The organism is Candidatus Solincola tengchongensis, from assembly GCF_015711935.1.
Taxonomy (GTDB): Bacteria; Actinomycetota; Geothermincolia; order Geothermincolales; family RBG-13-55-18; genus Solincola_A; species Solincola_A tengchongensis.
Map to the genome: position 1 here is coordinate 1 of NZ_JACVJJ010000080.1, position 17,030 is coordinate 17,030.

Genomic DNA, 17,030 nt, shown 5'->3' on the forward strand with positions numbered 1-17,030 from the left:
GCCCGGTCGTCCAATCCCGTGCCCCGGCCGGTGACCTCGCGAGGGTCCAGCCCGGAAATGCAGGCGGTTATGGCACTGGCTGCGGTGGTGTTCCCGATGCCCATGTCCCCGGCGGCCAGGAAGCGGACGCCGCGTTCGATCTCCGCCTCCGCCACCTCTATGCCCACCTCCAGGGCGGCCACGGCCTCTTCCCTGCTCATGGCGGGACCCAGGGCCATGTTGGAGGTCCCCGGCCTCACCTTGCTGGCGATCAGGCCCTCCCCCTCGACGCGGGACCCCACCCCGATGTCCACCACCCGCACCTCGGCGCCGACATGACGGGCGAGGACGTTGATGGCCGCCCCGCCGGAGAGGAAGTTCAGAACCATCTGGGCGGTGACCTCGGGGGGATAGAGGCTCACCCCCTCCTCGGTCACGCCGTGATCGGCGGCCATGACGATCACCGCCTTCCGCGCGGGACGGGGCCGCGGTTCCCCGAAGATGCCCGCCATGCGCACCGAGATCTCCTCCAGGACTCCCAGGGACCCCTGCGGCTTGGTGAGGCGGTCCTGTCTCGCCCATGCTTCCCGCATGGCCTCCTCATCCAGCTCCGGGACCCTCTCCAGCGTCCTTCTCAGTCTTTCCATCCGTTTGCCTCCTCGCTCCTATAAGATCAACGGTCCTCTTGAGACCTCCATGCCTCTCCCCCGAAAGGGGGTTTTCACCGTCCTTGAGGCACAGCGGCAGACCCGCCACCACCAGATAGACCTCTTCCGCTTCCTCCGCCAGCCTCTGATGGAGCCGGCCGGCCAGGTCGCGGAACAGGCGCCCGGAGGGGAAGGGAGGTATCAGGCCCATGCCCACCTCGTTGGAGACCACTATCAGCAACCTGGAGCGGCGGCGCAGCCTCTCGACCAGCGACAGGGCCTCCTCCACGACCTCCCGCTCCCTCCGCTCCAACTCCTCTTCCGGGATAGATGCCCCGCTTTCATCCGTACGGTCCAGGCCCCGCACGGCCATCAGGTTGGAGAGGTATAGGGTCAGGCAGTCCAGGAGGACCACGCGGCCGGGAGTGGGCGGCTTCCCCAGGCGTATGCCGCCCTCCAGCTCCACCGTCTCCCATTCCTTGGGGCGGTTCGCCCTGTGGCGGCGTATGCGCCGCCTCATCTCCTCATCCCCGTCCTCCGCGGTGGCCACGAAGCACACCCCGCCACCGGCCCGCTCGGCCAAGGACTGGGCGAAGGCGCTCTTGCCGCTTCGCGCCCCCCCGAGCACCAGCACCAGGCGGGCGCTCAACCGCGATCCCTCCTCGCCAGCGGGCACACGTCACAAACCCTCCTCGCGAGGAAATCCGGCCATCCCGATCCCTTCAACGGACCGAGAACCCCAGCGGAAGAAGGCACCAGAACTCCCACCGGGTTCGCTTCCCCGCCTTTCCCCATGCCCCACCACGCAGCCGAGACCCGCGTAAGCGGTGGAAATCCGGCTTTCACGGCCCTTCTCCCTCACGGTTCCCGGGAAACACCGATCTCGAGTCGAAAATGCTTTTCCGTCTCCACGACCCTCCCGGCGGAAAAGGGGAGCGGTTCCGCGAAGAGAGGCCCGTCATATACCAAGGTGTGGAATTCGCCGTTCTCCCCACAGGGATCGGCCCCTTTACTCTCGAGAGCCGAGATCAGGGGCTCGTCGAGGTCGGCTCCCAGGAACTCCGCGCCCAGGAGCCCCTTCCTCACCGAGACCACCAGGGCACGGAATCCCGCGGCGAGGAACTCCCTGGCCAGATGGGCGGTATCCTCTCCCCACAGGGGGAAGAGGGGTTGAAATCCGCTTCTGTCGGCGACGCCTTCGATCCATCGCCGATGCTCCTCGACGTAGATATCCCCGAAAACCCCGGTGCGGCAGCCCTTCCCCGCAGCCCTCTCGGCCATCGTCTCGAAGGCGGCCTCTGCGCCGCCGCGCGGTAGGGGAACGACCTCCAGTTCCAAACCCATGCACCGCGACTGGGCGAGGAGGACCTCCTCGGGCAGGCCATGGGACCTGGAGATCCGCCGGGACGGGTCCACAAGGGAAAGCAGCATCGCGGGGACGTATCCCCGCGTCCTCGCCCGGTATAAGGCCAGGCAGCTGTCTTTGCCGCCGCTCCAGCAACAGAAGACCCTCGCCTCTTTTTTCCTCTCCATCCGCTTCCCTTTCTCCGACTCCTGTTACCTCCGTATTCAGCTCCCTCTTTCCGTGTGATCACCGGTGGCGGAGGGCCTCTGCGGACCGCCGACCGGGAGAGCTTCACCCGGGTTGAGCGGAGCAATCCCTTTAACACCAAAGGGGGCGTCCTCGGGCGCTCGGGAAAACTGTAAATTATTGCCATCAAAGGAACGCATCCCGGTCCTGCCTTTTTCCGGAAACGCCCGCTGCGCCCCTGGCGACACGGCCGGCGCGCAAAACAGTTCGTCGGTCGACGCCATCCGATCACCCCCCTTCGCGGGTTCGTGGTGGAGCCGTTCTTACGCCCCCGCCCGCGCCTTCCAGGCGGTGACCACGGGGGGTTATCATCAATCCCCGGAAGACCCGGGTGGAGGAGTTTCCCACCAGCACCAGGGAGTCCATCCCCAGCTCCATCCCCTTGAGGTCCTCGAGAAGGACCGTGCAGACCTCCTGCCCCGGGCGGAAGGCGTTCCTCACCACTCCCGCCGGCGTCCTCCCGCTCCGGTACTCCATGACTATCTCCGCCGCCCGCGCCAGGGCCTCCCTCCTCCTCGAGGAAGCCGGGTTGTAGAGCACCAGGACCATATCCGCCGCCGCGGAAGAGCGAATCCTCCTCTCGATCTCCTCCCATTCCACCAGGTAGTCGCTCAGGCTTATGACGGCGAAGTCGCCGGCCAGCGGCGACCCCAGAAGGGCCGCCGCGGCGCACAGTGCCGGGATGCCCGGGATCATCTCCACCTCCAGGTCTCCGGGTATCCCCTCGCCGCGTAGCAGAAGGTCCCCCAGGGCGCCGGCCATGCCGTAGATCCCCGGGTCGCCTCCGGAGACCAGGCACACCACCTTCCCCTCCATGGCCTCCCGTACCGCCGCCCGCACCCGCTCCACCTCCTCCCCCATGCGGAAGGCCACGGTCCTCCCCGGGACCGGGATACGCTCCACCTGCCGCACATAGGCCTCGTAACCGACCACCGTGTCCGCGGAGAGCAGGGCCCTAAGTGCTCGGGGGGACATGAGGTCCACATCGCCCGGGCCCAGGCCCACCACCTTCAACTCCCCCCTGCGGCGGGTTTTCTCCTCATCTCTCGCCGAGGCCACGGCCACGGTCACCCCGCGGTATGTTTCCTTGGGGACGAGCAGCTCACCGCCCCCGCCGGCGACCAACGCGGCCTGCTCGCACACGCCGGGTATGCCCAGGGCCCGCAGGGCGGCTCCGCTGGGCGGGGAGAACGCGGGCGCGGCCCCTAGCTCCTCACGGGAGAGAAAGCGGAGCGGGAGTTCCCACCGGGCGGCAAAGAGGGCGATCCCCGGCTCGTCCCTCTTGTCCGCCACCGTCGCCAGCAGGGACACGCCGGCGGGGCTGAGGCCGTGCCGCCGCAAGGTGGCGAGAACCGCGGCCTCGATCTCCTCTCCGGGAGTGCCCCTACGGCACCCCAATCCCAGCACCAGCCGCCTCGGCCGTATGATGACCAGCCTGCCCTCAGGAGCCCGGGAGGGCGATGGGAGGTCACGGTCGGTGACGGCTATCCTCCATTTCCTCCCCCCGTCCCATGCCGGGTCACCGGGGGCGGAGGGCGACACGTTCACCCCGCAGGCGGCCAACTCCTCGACGAGACCCCCTCCGCCCTCCTGGTAAACGAGTATCTCCTCCCCCTCCAGCATGGCCGAGAGGAGGGCGGGGAACTTTCCGGGGTCCTCACACCGCCACCCCTTCTCCTCCACCAGGAGGTCCAGGGCGGGGAGGCCGGACAGGTCCGTGGCCGTGGTGATCACCGCCCGGGCACCGAGGAAAGCGGCCAGCTCCCGGGCGAGGGCGTTGGCCCCTCCCAGGTGACCGGAGAGCAGGGAGATCACGTTCCACCCCCTCTCGTCCACCACCACCACCCCAGGGTCGCTCCTCTTGTCCCCGAGCAGGGGGGCGAGGAGCCGTACCGCCGCTCCCAGCGCGAGGACCAGCACTAGGCGCCGGTAGCGTGGATATACCTTCGCCAGGAAGCCGGAAAGGGGGAACCGGTAGGTGAGGTGCCGCCCCTCCAGCCTTGAGGAAAGGTGCTCGGGCACGAAGAGGTCCGCCTCACCGAGCCAGCGGCTGATGGCCAGGCCGACGGAGACCCCCTTCCCGGTGACGGCGACGACGGCGGTGGCCTCCCGCCCTACTCCCGGCGGAGAGGAGGGTCCGGCCGGATCAGGGCCTCTTTCCTCCCCCGAAGCCCCACCGCCCTGCGCGGCTCCCTGGCCGGCGGTACCCCACCCCCCATTCCCGAGGTCGACCTCCGCCGGCGGGGAAAATGGCCTCGCCCTGCACGCGTCCGCGGCCACGGACGCCGATGCCCCTTCCGGTCTCATCCGCCTCTCCCCTCCCGCCGGTCCAGGGTTGCCGGGACCGGGCCCCTCACCCAGCGGTCGGGCTCCCGCCGGCGAGGAAAAGGGGCTCGCCCCGCATGCGTCGGCCTTAGCACCCGTCGCTCCGCTTCCCATCTCACCCCCTGTAAAGTCTGGACCTCTTCCCTTCCCGTCTTTCCCGGCCCAGGACCTCCCCCACCAGGATCAGCGTCTGATGGTGCATCCCCTCCCGCGCCAGCCGCTCCGGGAGGAGCTCGAGTCGGGTCTCCAGCCTCCTCTCGCTCTCCCAGCTGGCCCTGTACACGGCCGCAGCGGGGGTCCTCTCCGGGAACCCGGCGGCGAGGAACTCCCTGAGGAGTTCCTCCCCCAGACCGGCACTGAGGAAGACGGCCGCCGTGGCCGAGGGATGCAGAACGTCGGCCAAACGGGCACCCTCCGGAAGGGGGGTACGGCCCTCCGCCCTGGCCAGCACCACCGCCTGCGACACCTCCGGACAGGTGAGCTCCACCCCCAGCGATGCGGCGGCGGCGGAAAAGGAGCTGACCCCGGGCACGATCTCGGAGCTTATCCCCTTCCGCTCCAGGAGGGAGGTCTGCTCGTTGACCGCGCTGTAGAGAGAGGGGTCGCCGCTCACCAGGCGCACCACCATCTTGCCCGCGGCGCAGGCCTCGGCCATCAGGTCGACCAGTTCCTGGAGCCGCATGGAGGAGCTCCCGTGGATCTCCGCTCCTTCCCGTACGTAGCCGAGTATCCCGGGGTGGATGAGGGAATCGGCGTAGATCACCACGTCCGCCTCCTCCAGGAGTCTCCTTCCCCTGACGGTGATGAGCTCCGGGTCGCCGGGTCCGGCGCCCACGAAATACACCTTCATGCCCTCACTCCTCGTCCTCGCGCCGCCTGAACCCACCGTTCTTCACTCCCAATGCTCGATCCGACCTCCCCGGCGGCCTTCCGGCCCCTGGGACCCTACACGTGGCGTCCTCCCTCTTTCCTCCGCCGCATCCCTTTTCGGGGGGACCGCCCTCCTCCTGACCACGGCCAGGGTGAAATAATTCCAATCATTTCCAGATAAAGAGGCGAGGTCGCCGCCCAGGCGCTCCTCGGGAAGGGTGCAGTTCTCCACGCACCACCACTCCACCCTCTCCCCCTCTCGGGCCAGAAAGCGGCGGAACTCCTCAAGGCAGAGGTTGAACTTGAGGAGCACCACGACCGTGCGCCCGTCCAGGAGCTCCTCCAGCTCCCCTGCCTCCACGGGACCCGGCAGGATGACCACCCTCTCCCGGCCCGAGGCCAGGGGCGCCAGCCGGCCGGCCGCCGCGGCGATGAAGGAGGGTATGCCGCTCACCACCTCCACCCTCAGGTCAGGCCTCCGCTTCCGTAGCTGGCGGAGCAGGTGGAGAAAGCTCCCGTAGAGAAGGGGGTCGCCCTCGTTGACGAAGGAGCAGACTCCGCCATGGGGCAGGGCTCCGAGGACGGTGGAGGCCGCCCGGTCCCATTTGCTCCCGGCATCTCCAGCCATGGGGATCTCTACCGGCACTGCCTTCCGCAGCAGCCCCGGGTCCAGGGAGGAGAGGATGGAAAGTGCCCTGCCCGTCCCGTTCCCGCGCGGCGTGGGGACGAAGATCAGGGAGGACTCCTCCAAGACCTTCCTGGCCTTGAGGGTCAGGAGTTCCGGGTCTCCCGGACCGAGCCCCACTCCGTAGAGGAGCACCTCTCCTCCCTCGCGTCCCCGGTCCTCTCCGCGCATCAGGCCTTCACCCCCTTTTCCCGCCTTACTTGCGGCCCGAGACTACGAAAACGGGGTTTCTCGGTTCCATGACATGGCCCCCTCCCAGTTTCCTCACCCTGAAGACCTGATGGAGGGAGACCTCGCAGTCCAGCCCAGCCTCCTCCAGGTGGCGCATGGCGGCCAGGGTCCTCTCCAGGCCCACCAGGTTGCATACCATCCGCCCGCCCTCCCTCAGCCTCTCCGCGGCGCGGATGATGATCCCCTCCAGCCTCCCCGAACTTCCCCCAACGAAAACCGCGTCCGGGGAGGGCAAGCGGTCGAAGACCTCCGGAGCCACTCCCTTCACCGGCTTCACGTTCCATGCCCCGAAGCGGCGCACGTTCTCCCTTATGAGGTCCAGGTCCTCCTCGTCCTCCTCCACGGCATAGACGGTGCCGCGGAAAAGGAGCCGGGAGGCCTCGACGGATAGGGTCCCGCAACCCGCCCCCACGTCCCAGAGGACGTCGTCCGGCGAGAGTTCCAGCCGGGAGATGACCACCGCCCTCAGGTCCCGCTTGGTCATCCTCCCCGTCCGTCCCGGAGGGGCGGCGAAGAGCTCGTCGGCGATGCCCAGGAGAGCGGAACCGGTGCCTTCCGCTTTCCCCTGGGCCTCCTCATCCAGGAACACCAGGAGGTTGAGGGGCCGGCATTCCCTGCAGGCGAGTTCCGCGAGGGACACCTCCTCCACCCGTTCCTCCGACGTGCCCAGGTCCTGGCAGAGGAAGACCCGGAAACGGTCCAGACCCCTATCCAGCATGGCCCTCGCCAGGGCCGCCGGCTGCCTCCCGTCCGAGGTCAGAACGCAGGCCTTGCGGCAACCTCGCAGCCCCTCCAGGACCTCCTCCAGGGGCCTGGCGTGGGCGCTGAGGAAGCGCGCGTCGTGCCAGGATTCCCCGAGGCGGGAGAAGGCCACCTGCATGGAGCTCACCGCCGGGTAGGTGGCCACATGGTCCTTGCCCAGCGCGTTGCGGATTAGGGAGGCGATGCCGAAGAAGTTGGGGTCCCCGGAGACGAGGAAGACCACCGTCCCTCCCTGGGAACGCACACCTTCCGCGGCGGCGATGACCTCCCGCAGGTCCCCGCGCAGGGTCATGGTCGGCACCCCTCTCCAGTTGGAGACCAGTTCCTCCCTCCCCACCAGGAGGTCCGCCCGCTCCACCAGGCTCCGCACTCCGGGATCCTCCGGGAGGTGCGCGCCTGGCGTGACTCCGACCACGTGGATCTTACCCGCGCCTACTCCGGCCACTGCTCACTCCTCCTCCCGTCCTCCACCGCGCCGCTCCTCGAGGAGCCGCCGCGTGGCATCCCCCGCCGGCGGCGGGAGTTCCCCGTTCCCCGAACTCCGCCGCGCGACACCGCTCCACGCCGCCGGAGGGGGCTGGAAATGGCAGGCGCTGGCAACGAGCTTCCCGTCCCGAGTGACCAGGTTGCACTGCACCGCGCTCCCTCCACCCAGGTACCGCCGGCAGTGGAAGGCGGCCAGCAGGCAGAGACAGCGGTATAGAGCGTCTTTTTCGGTGTCCCCCAGCGATTCCAGAAGGGCATGGACCGTGACCGGCGGACGGCCCCCGGCCTCACGGGATTCCAACCCGTCCAGGTAACGGAGGAGGAAGCCCACGTCCGGAAGGCCCCTCCGACTGCGCAGGTCAACCCGTCCGGAAGCCAGCTTGGCCATCTTCCCCGGCATGGCCCAGACGCTAACCAGGCGGAAGTCCAGGGCGGCGCAATGGCGAAAGGCGAAATGGAAGCGGTCGCCGCAGGTGACGAAGCACTCCTCGGGCAGGCGCAGGTGCCTCCGGGCCAGGGATTCCGTGCGCCTCCCGGTGCAGAGGACGAGGGCAAGGTTGCCGCAGGCCCGGGCGACCTCCATGCTCCTCCTCAACGACTCCAGGTAGGCGCGGTCGGAATAGGGAACCACCAGCCCCGAGGTGCCCAGGATGGATATGCCGCCCACCACGCCGAGGCGCGGGTTCAGGGTCCTCTCCGCCACCTTCTCCCCGCCGGGAACGCTGATGACCACGCGGCACCCCCGTTGCCCGCCCGCCCGCCTCAGCACCTCCATGACCTCTCTCCGGATCATGGCCCGCGGGACGGGGTTTATGGCCCTCTCTCCCACGGGGACCTCCAGGCCCGGCTTGGTCACCACGCCCGTCCCCCTCCCTCCGGTCACCCGCACCCAGGCCCCCGTTTCGGCGATGACCGTGGCCACGAGCGTGAGGCCGGCGGTGACGTCGCCTCTCTCCACCCCCTCCTTGACCACCTCGCAGGAGGCCGCACGCCCCCTTGCCACCACCTTCCGCAAGGGCAGGCGGACCTTTTCGCCGCAGGGGAGGCTGACCTCCGCTTCCCGCAGCCTTTCCCCCAGGAACAGCGCCGCGGCCGCGCCCTTGGCCGCCGCCGCGGCCCAGGTGCCGGTGGAATAACCCCTCGCCTCCCGGCCGGCCTTCCCTCTCATCCTCTCTTGCGCACCTCCTTGAAGGCCTCACCGGCGGCCTCCAGAAGCAGGCGCACGTCCTCCTCCCCGTGGGACGTGGAGAGGAACCATGACTCCGAGGGCGAGGGAGGGAGGTAGATCCCACGCTTGAGCATTTCATGGAAAAAATTACCATAATAAGATGCGTTCACCTGCTCCTTTCCCCCGGCTCCTACCGCCTCGGGGAGGAAGGTCAGGGAGAGCATGGACCCGAAGCGGTGGACCTTCACCTCCAGGCCGGCCTCGGCAGCTCCCTCCTCCAGGCCTTTCTGGAGAAGCGAACCCAGCTCGTCCAGGAAGGGGTAAGGGTTCTCCTCTTCGAGCACCTCGAGGGTCGCAAGACCCGCGGTGACCGAGGCCAGGTTCCCGGAGAAGGTGCCTGCCTGGTACACGCCTCCCAGGGGGGCCACCAGCTCCATGATCTCCCCTCTCCCCCCGTAAGCCCCGATGGGCAGGCCGCCTCCGATTATCTTCCCCAGGCAGACCAGATCGGGCCTCACGCCCAGCATCTCCCCGCAGTCGCCGAACCGGAAGCGGAAGCCGGTTATGACCTCATCGAATATGAGCAGCGTTCCCCAACGGTCGCAGAGGCCCCTTGCCTCGGGGAGAAACCCGGCCGCGGGGATGACGACCCCCGCGTTCCCCCCCACGGGCTCCACGATAACCGCGGCGATCTCCTCCCCGTGTGCCTCGAACACACCACGCAAAGACGCCTCGTCGCCGTAGGGCAGGGTGAGGGTGTCGGCGACGCAGCCCGGAGGCACGCCGAGGCTGGAGGGCCGCGAGGAGAATCCATCTTCCCCCGGCGCGGTCAGGAGGGCATCGGCATGGCCGTGATAACAGGCGTGGAACCTGACCACCTTGCTCCTGCCGGTGAAGGCGCGTGCCAGGCGCACCGCGGACATGGCGGCCTCGGTCCCGGAATTGACCAGGCGCACCATCTCCACCCCGGAGACGGCACGGCAGAGCAACTCGGCCAGGACCACCTCCTCCCCGGTCAGGGCGCCGAAGTTCCAGCCCCTGCGAAGCGCTCTCTGCAGGGCCTTCCTCACCTCGGGATGGGCGTGGCCCAGGATCAGTGAACCCCATCCCATGACCAGGTCGAGGTATTCCGCTCCCGTGTCGTCCACCAGGCGGGGCCCGTGCCCGCCTCGAACCGGGAGGGGGGTCCCCCCCACGGCGCGGAAGGACCTCACCGGGCTGTTGACCCCTCCGGGCATGAGGCGGCAGGCTTTGCGGTAGAGGTCGTGGAGGCCCGCATCCTCCTCCACGCCTCCCCGCGGCGCGCCCGTTACCCTTATCCCTTCTCTCTGCCTCTCGGTCATCACGTCGCCCTCCCCATCCATCCTGCCGCCTCCCCGGCATGGTAGGTCACGACGAGTGAGGCGCCGGCCCTCTTTATGGACGTCAGGACCTCCATCACCGCCGCCTCCTCCTCCAGCCATCCCCTCCCGGCCGCCGACTTGATCATGGCGTACTCCCCGCTCACGCAGTAGGCGGCCAGGGGGAGCATGGTGAGGCGGCGGGCGGCGGACAGCACGTCCAGGTAGGGAAGGGCGGGTTTGACCATCAGCACGTCCGCCCCCTCCTCCGCGTCCGCGGCGAGCTCCCGCAGCGCCTCCCTGGCGTTCCCGGGGGGCAGCTGGTAGCCGCGGCGGTCGCCACGGAGGGGCGCGCTCCTCGCTGCCGCCCGGAAAGGCCCGTAGAGGGAGGAGGCGAACTTGGCGCTGTAGGAGACGATGAGCGTGTCCTGGAAGCCCTGCTCGTCGAGGGCCTCGCGGATGCGGCGGACCATCCCGTCCATCATGGCCGAGGGAGCTACCGCGTCACATCCCGCCCCCGCGGCGGCTACGGAGTATTTGGCAAGTATTTCCAGGGTGGGATCGTTGGCCACCTCATCCCCGGAGACCACCCCACAATGACCGCTTTCGGTATGGGAACAGAGGCAGATGTCCGCCAGGACCGCCGCCTCCGGGAACCTCCGCTTTATCTCCGAGGCCGCCTCGAAGAGGGGATTCCCCGGGGAACAGGCGCTTGCCCCGTCGGGGCTCTTGGATGCCGGGAGCCCGAAGAGCAGCACCGCCCTTATCCCCTTCCGCAGAAGGCCGTCCACCTCCGAGAGGGCCATGTCCGGCGTGACCCGGATGATGCCGGGAAGCCCCTCCTCCGATTCCCTCCTCCCCCTGCCGGGGAGCACGAAGAGAGGCTGGACCAGGTCGGAGGGCCTGAGGTGCGTCTCGGAGAACATCTCGCGCAGGGTCTCCGTGCGCCGGAGCCGCCTCAACCTCAACCACGGGAAATCAGCCAAGTCCGCTCACCTCACTCATCTCCAGGAAACTCCAGGAAACGGAGCAGGGATTCCACGAGACCCTCCCCGGAGTGCTCCTCCGCCGTGAAGGCCACCTGCATACCCAGCCTCTTGGCCTCTTCCGCGGTCACGGGACCGATGCATCCAACCGCTGATCTGGCGATCGTTTCCAGGTCTTCCCCCACCAGGCGGTGCAGGCCCCTCGCCGTGGAGGGGCTGGTGAGGAGCACGACGTCAATCTCTCCCTGCCGGAATCTCCGTATAAGAGCCGGGTCCGGGCCTTCCGCCACCTCCACCCCGTAGGGATGCACCTCCCGCACCGAGGCCCCTTTCCCCTGGAGGAATTCCCTCAGGTCAGAGGGAGCCATGTCCGATCTGACTAGGAGGAACCTGACACCCCGCAGGTCCTCGCCCCGGAACGCTTCCATGATCCCCTCCACGGAGTGGCGGTTCGGCACGAGGTCTGCCCACAGCCCGGAATCCCGGAGGGCCTCCCGGGTGGCCGGTCCCAGGGCCAGGACCTTCGCATCCCCGAAGGCGCGCGCGTCCTTTCCCCTCCTCCGGAGGGCCTGCAGGAAATGGGTCACGGCGTTGGGGCTGGTGAAGACCACCCAGTGAAAACCCCGCAGCCCTTCCAGGGCCTCCTCCACGGAGGGGTGCCGGTTGTGGCGGATGTGGATCGCCGGCACGTGGACCACCCGTGCGCCCAGGGAGGCGAGGCGGCAGGCCATCCCGGACTCCTGGCCTGCGGCCCGGAGCAGGAGGACCGTCTTGCCGAAGAGGGGCCTCCTCTCCCACCAGGAGAGTTTCTCCCGCAGGGCCACCACCTCCCCCACCACCAGGACCATGGGGGCTCCCAGGCCCGCTTCGATGACCGCGTGCTCCAGCCGGTCGAGGGGAGAGACAACCGTCCTCTGGGATGCGGTGGCGCCCCACTGCACGGCGGCGGCGGGCGTGCCCGGCGAGAGCCCACCGGCCAGAAGCCGGGTCACAACCTCCCCCAGGCTTCCCCTCCCCATGAGCACCACCACCGTGTCACAGGAGCGGGCGATAACCTCCCAATCCACGCCATCCGCCTCCCCGTCGCAGGTCCTCCCGGTGACCACGGCCAGGGAACGGCTCACGCCCCGGTGGGTGACGGGGATGCCCGCGTAGGCGGGTGCCGCCAGGGCGGAGGTCACGCCGGGGACCACCTCCACGGATACGCCCCTGCTGGTAAGATATTCCATCTCTTCACCGCCCCTCCCGAAGAGGAAGGGGTCGCCTCCCTTGAGCCTGACCACCTTCCGGCCGGCGGAGGCCTCCCGGAGAAGCAGCTCGTTTATCTCCTCCTGGGTCAGGGTATGCCCTCCGGGTTCCTTCCCCACGCAGACCATCTTGGCCCGCCCCCCGGAGAGGCGCAGGACTTCCTCGGGCACCAGGCGGTCGTGGACCACCACGTCGGCCTCACGCAGGAGCGCGGCCCCCTTGAGGGTCATCAAGTAAGGATCACCGGGCCCGGCCCCCACCAAGAAGACACTTCCCGCTCTCCTGGACTCCCGCCGTTCTTCCCGGGCCGCCCGCCTCACCGCGCCACCTCCCCTCGCCGGTGGGAATCCACGATCCTGCGCGCCAGCGCCCTTCCCAATTCCTCCGGGTGCCGGGGCGATCCCTCTATCCTCCCCCTCACCGCTCTCCCCGAGGACTCGAAACGGTGAATGGCGGTCATCTCCAGGGTCTCCCCCCTGCGCACCGCCACCACCCCGGTCGCCGTGTCGCAGTCGGCCCCCAGGGCGGCACAGAAGGACCTCTCCGCATGCGCCCGGGTCCTGGCCTCCGCATCGTCGACCGCCGAGAGCATCTCCACCACCCGCCTGTCTTCCACCCTGGCCTCCACGGCGATGATCCCCTGGCCCGGCGCGGGCACGAAGACATCCGGGGGTAATACCTCCCTCACCTCCCCCTCCCTGCCCAGGCGCCTCAGGCCTGCCAGGGCCAGGATGAGCGCGTCGCATTCCCCCTCCTCGAGTTTTCTCAGGCGGGTGTCCACGTTCCCCCGCAGGGGAACGGCCTGGAGGTCCGGCCTCAGCAGGGCGAGTTGCAATACGCGCCGCGGGCTGGAGGTGCCTACCATACCACCCGGCGGTAGTTCCAGTAGGCTGCGGTGCTTCAGGGACACGAAGGCCTCCCGGGGATCGTCGCAGGCCGGGAAGGCGACCAGGCTTATGCCCGGCGGGAACTGGAGGGGCACGTCCTTCAGGCTGTGCACGGCCAGGTCCACCTCCCCCTCCAATAGGGAGCGGCGCAGGGCGGCGACGAACCTCTCCTTCCCGGCTGGGGCGCCCGCCTCGCCCTCGACCCCGCCGCGAGCCCTCACGGGGACCACCTCGAGGCGGCACCGGGCACCCCTCCTCAGGAGCAAATCCCGCACCATCTCCGCCTGCCGCAGGGCAAGGGGGCTTCCCCTGGTGCCTATCCTCAGCACCTCAGGCATCGCCCGCCGCCTCCCCCCGGGAAGATGCGAGCCCCGTCGTGGCGGGAAAGGTCCTGGCGATGAGGGTCTGACGGTGGAGGACCCGCCTCACCAGCCTGTGGATGCTCCTGCCGAGGTACTCCCTCTGGCCGTCCTCCAGCCGGAGGGCGGAGGCGATCTCCTCCGCCGCCTGGCGGCCAATGTCCTCGGCCTCCCTATGCAGCCGGGCGATGAGGGGGGAAACCGCTCTCTCCTCCAGCCAGGCGGCTATGCGACGCGCCTCGCCCTCCAGAAGGGCCTCCACCTCCGTTCGCGGGTCCAGGTCACCGCCGCCCCAGTCCCCCAGGTCACGCAGGTCCCTGTATACCACCCCCTCCAGCTCAGAGCACCAGGCGGGGAACCCGCGGGGTACGGAGATGTCCAAGATGAGCAGGGGGTGGTCGCCTCGCTTCTCACCTGCTTTGAGCAGGTCTTCCCTCTCCAGGATCGAACTCGGACGCGGCGAGGAGTTGATCACCGCGTCGGCGTCGCAGAGCGCCGCCTTCAGGTCCCGGTAATGGAGGGGTTCGGCGCTGAAGCGCCGGGCCAGGCCCTCGACCCTCTCCGCGTCCGAACCCATGAGCCGTAGCTTCGCCGCCCCCTCCCTCCTCAGGAGGTGGAGGGCCAGCCGCCCCGCCTCGCCCGACCCGACGACAAGGACGGTACGGCCCTCAAGGCCACCGAGATGCCGGCGTACTTCCATGACCGCCGCCCCGCTCACCGATCTCCACTCCGCGACCGCCCCGAGGTTGGAGGCGACCCTGCGCCCGGCGCGCACGGCGCGCTCGAGCACACCCCTCAACGGGTCGCCCAGGGCTCCCACGGAATCCGCGAGCCGGGCCGCCTTGCGCACCTGATTCCTTATCTGCTGCTCCCCGGGGATCATGGAATCGAGGCCGCAGATGACGCGGATGAGGTGGGCAAGGGCCTCCTCCCCGCGCAGGAGGTAAGGGGTGTAATGACCCCCTTCCTCGAACCCCGCCAGCCCGGGAAGCACGACGGCGGAGACCGCTTCCCGCAGGAGGGAAGGCTGGGCATAGGCGTAGACCTCGAAACGGTTGCAGGTATCGAGGACCATAACCCTTTCCAATGCCTTTTTCAGTTCCCTGAGCAGTCCCTCCAGTTCGGCTCCCTGGCGGGAGAGCCTCTCCTTCACCTCCAGGCAGGCCGTCCTGTGGCTTATCCCCCACACCAGGAACTCGGGGCGCTCCATGGAGGACCCGGTCAGGCGGCGGACAAGCAGCCTCTCCGCCTCGCGCTGCAGGCCGTTTTCCATCAACCGGAAGAACTCCTCGTCCAGGGCCGACCTCCATTCCCGGAAGGAGGGACGCAGCCCCGAGGACCTCAGCTTCCTGCGCACCTCGTTCACCAGTGAGACCAGCTCGCCGATGCCCGGATCGATGCTCGCTTCCAGGTCCTCCCTTATCATCCGGGAGAGCGAGGGGTTGCCCCCGCTGGTGCTGACGGTTATGACCAGGTCGCCCCTCCTGAGAACCGAGGGGAAGAGGACGTCGCCGAATGAATGCGGTGCGTTGGCGCATACCAGGATTCCACGCCGGCGGCAGGACCGTTCGATCTCCGCGTTGGTCGAGGCGTCATCGGTGACCGCCACCACCAGGAACGGCCCTTCCAGGTCCTGGGGCCGAAATTCACGCTCCTCCCACTCCGCCTCGCCCCGACGGACCATCTCCAGCAGCTCCTCGCAGAGCGCTGGAGCCACCACCCTTACCTGCGCCCCGGCCGAAGCCAGCGCACGCGCTCTCTTGGCCGCCGTCTTTCCCCCGCCCGCAACCAGGCAAGGCTTGCCCCTCAGGTCCAGTAGAAGCGGCTGCAGGAAGTAGGCTTCGGAGGACGTCAACTCCTGCACCCCCATCCCAATATGGCCCTCCTGGCCTGTCCTATGGTGAGCGGCAGCAGAGGGCTCCCCAACCCGTCCTTGTGCCAGAGGACCTCCATGAGGTGGGCCACCCTGGGAAGCCGCAGGTCGGCCCGGCGTATCTTTTCCACCTCCTGGAAGACGCGCGAGGGCTCGCCCCGGCTGACGACGCGCCCGCAGTCGAGAAGGTACATGCGGTCGCAGAAGACCGGCACCATGTCCAGGTCGTGCGTAGCGACCATGATCCCCATGCCGCCGGATCCCTTGAGCTCCACGAGGGTCCGCATGAAACGATGCGCGCCCATGGGGTCCAGGCCGTTGGTTGGCTCGTCCAAGAGGAGGAATTCCGGGCGCATGGCCAGCATCCCCGCTAGAGCCACCCTCTTCTTCTCCCCGTGGCTCAAGTGCTGGACCGGGACACCGGACTTATGCCCAATCCCCACCGCCTCCATGGCCTCCCGGGCACGCACCCTGACCTCCTCGGGCTGCAGGCCCAGGTTCGTCAGACCGTACTGGACGTCCTGCTCGGGAGTGGCGAGGAAGATCTGGTCATTGGGGTCCTGGAAGACCATGCCTACCCGACTGAAGACCTCCCTCTCCCCGAGGGCTCGCAGCGGTGTGCCGTCCAGGCTCACCGAGCCCTCAACGGGCTCGAGGAGCCCGATCATCAGCTTGAGCAGGGTGGTCTTCCCGCATCCGTTGGGGCCGACCAGGGCGGAAATCTCCCCGCGGGAGAGCTCCAGATCGACGTCTCGGAGGACGAAGGAGCCTCCCGGATAGGCGAAGCCCACTCCCTCAAGCCGCAACATGGAAAATCCTCCCAGCGTGCGCGAAGAGGGCCACGGCCGCTGCCAGAAGCAGAGCCGTGCGCCATTCTAGTCTCCCCTCCGAACCGGCGAATATGCGCCGGGTGGGGACAGTCCCCGCGCCGCGCATGCGCGCCCCGTCGTACACGTTCCCGGACCTTTCCAGCGACCTGATCACCAGCGAGGTGCCCAGCAGCTGGAGGGCGCGTATCCTCCTGAGGAAGGTAATATGACCCAGTCTTACGGCCTGGGCCTCCTGTATCCTGGCCGCCTCGTTGACGAGGATGGAGGCGAAGCGGTAGACCATGAGGCACTGCAGCACGAAGAGGCGCAATGCGCCCACCCGCCCGGCGAACTCCAGCAGGCGGTACACGGGCATGACGGAGGTGAGGAAGACGAGGAGCATCACCCCCGCCATGACCCTGCCCACCAGGATGCCGCCCCGGATCAGGCCCTCGGAGCGGCCCACCAGGTCCAAGCCCAAGAGGCGCAGGTGGAATAGCGGCGTCCGCCCGTAAGCGAAGAGCTGGGTGAGCATGAGCACGCCGGCCACCACCAGGGGGAAGGAGAGCCTTCGGACCACGGTGGAGACGGGCACCCCACCGGCCATGAGCAGGGTGAGGCAGAAGAGGAAGACAAATAGCGGGAGCAGCAGCGAAGAGGTGAAGAGGAGGACTCCCAGGCTTGCGGCCACGAAGGGCAGCGCCACCCTGGGGTCCCCCAGATGCTCCAGCCCCCTGACGACCGGGAGGTCCAGCTCGCGGAAGTGCTCCATTCGCCCACCCGG

Annotated in this window: 15 protein-coding genes; all 15 read right to left on the bottom strand. The window is 68.6% G+C overall.

Annotated elements, in window-relative coordinates; all coding sequences use genetic code 11:
- Positions 1-626 (bottom strand): nicotinate-nucleotide--dimethylbenzimidazole phosphoribosyltransferase (locus H7007_RS06765; protein ID WP_287154143.1); only part of this gene is annotated, 626 nt, incomplete at its 3' end.
- On the bottom strand, positions 580-1,302 hold the full coding sequence (gene cobU / locus H7007_RS06770) for a bifunctional adenosylcobinamide kinase/adenosylcobinamide-phosphate guanylyltransferase (RefSeq protein ID WP_287154145.1): 723 nt from the start codon (positions 1,300-1,302) through the stop codon (positions 580-582). The genes cobU and H7007_RS06765, both read right to left, overlap by 47 nt.
- Before the next feature lie 182 nt (positions 1,303-1,484).
- Positions 1,485-2,159, bottom strand: a complete 675-nt coding sequence (locus tag H7007_RS06775) for a Dph6-related ATP pyrophosphatase (protein ID WP_287154146.1) — start codon at positions 2,157-2,159, stop codon at positions 1,485-1,487.
- A 286-nt stretch (positions 2,160-2,445) separates the two neighbouring features.
- Positions 2,446-4,524: a precorrin-3B C(17)-methyltransferase gene (gene cobJ / locus H7007_RS06780; protein WP_287154147.1), complete on the bottom strand. Its 2,079-nt coding sequence runs from the start codon at positions 4,522-4,524 to the stop codon at positions 2,446-2,448.
- A 133-nt stretch (positions 4,525-4,657) separates the two neighbouring features.
- Positions 4,658-5,392: a precorrin-4 C(11)-methyltransferase gene (gene cobM / locus H7007_RS06785; protein WP_287154149.1), complete on the bottom strand. Its 735-nt coding sequence runs from the start codon at positions 5,390-5,392 to the stop codon at positions 4,658-4,660.
- A 42-nt stretch (positions 5,393-5,434) separates the two neighbouring features.
- Positions 5,435-6,268, bottom strand: a complete 834-nt coding sequence (gene cobI / locus H7007_RS06790) for a precorrin-2 C(20)-methyltransferase (protein WP_287154150.1) — start codon at positions 6,266-6,268, stop codon at positions 5,435-5,437.
- 25 nt (positions 6,269-6,293) lie between these two features.
- Positions 6,294-7,535, bottom strand: a complete 1,242-nt coding sequence (gene cbiE / locus H7007_RS13690; RefSeq protein ID WP_287154151.1) for a precorrin-6y C5,15-methyltransferase (decarboxylating) subunit CbiE — start codon at positions 7,533-7,535, stop codon at positions 6,294-6,296.
- A 3-nt stretch (positions 7,536-7,538) separates the two neighbouring features.
- A complete protein-coding gene (cbiD, locus tag H7007_RS06800; RefSeq protein ID WP_287154152.1) occupies positions 7,539-8,744 on the bottom strand; it encodes a cobalt-precorrin-5B (C(1))-methyltransferase CbiD in 1,206 nt (401 codons plus the stop codon).
- A complete protein-coding gene (locus tag H7007_RS06805) occupies positions 8,741-10,108 on the bottom strand; it encodes a glutamate-1-semialdehyde 2,1-aminomutase (RefSeq protein WP_287154153.1) in 1,368 nt (455 codons plus the stop codon). Before H7007_RS06805 ends, cbiD begins: the two co-directional genes overlap by 4 nt.
- Entirely contained in the window at positions 10,087-11,070 is a 984-nt protein-coding gene (gene hemB / locus H7007_RS06810; protein ID WP_287154154.1) for a porphobilinogen synthase, read from the bottom strand. The genes H7007_RS06805 and hemB overlap by 22 nt, the downstream gene beginning before the upstream one ends.
- An 11-nt stretch (positions 11,071-11,081) precedes the next feature.
- On the bottom strand, positions 11,082-12,638 hold the full coding sequence (cobA, locus tag H7007_RS13695) for a uroporphyrinogen-III C-methyltransferase (protein ID WP_287154155.1): 1,557 nt from the start codon (positions 12,636-12,638) through the stop codon (positions 11,082-11,084).
- Positions 12,635-13,543, bottom strand: a complete 909-nt coding sequence (gene hemC, locus H7007_RS06820) for a hydroxymethylbilane synthase (protein WP_287154156.1) — start codon at positions 13,541-13,543, stop codon at positions 12,635-12,637. The genes cobA and hemC overlap by 4 nt, the downstream gene beginning before the upstream one ends.
- Positions 13,536-15,419 (bottom strand): glutamyl-tRNA reductase, encoded by a 1,884-nt coding sequence (gene hemA, locus H7007_RS06825; RefSeq protein ID WP_287154157.1) that lies wholly within the window; start codon positions 15,417-15,419, stop codon positions 13,536-13,538. Before hemA ends, hemC begins: the two co-directional genes overlap by 8 nt.
- Positions 15,416-16,246: an energy-coupling factor ABC transporter ATP-binding protein gene (locus H7007_RS06830; protein WP_287154158.1), complete on the bottom strand. Its 831-nt coding sequence runs from the start codon at positions 16,244-16,246 to the stop codon at positions 15,416-15,418. Before H7007_RS06830 ends, hemA begins: the two co-directional genes overlap by 4 nt.
- Positions 16,233-17,018 (bottom strand): CbiQ family ECF transporter T component, encoded by a 786-nt coding sequence (locus H7007_RS06835; protein ID WP_287154160.1) that lies wholly within the window; start codon positions 17,016-17,018, stop codon positions 16,233-16,235. Before H7007_RS06835 ends, H7007_RS06830 begins: the two co-directional genes overlap by 14 nt.
- Between the last annotated feature and the right edge of the window lie 12 nt (positions 17,019-17,030).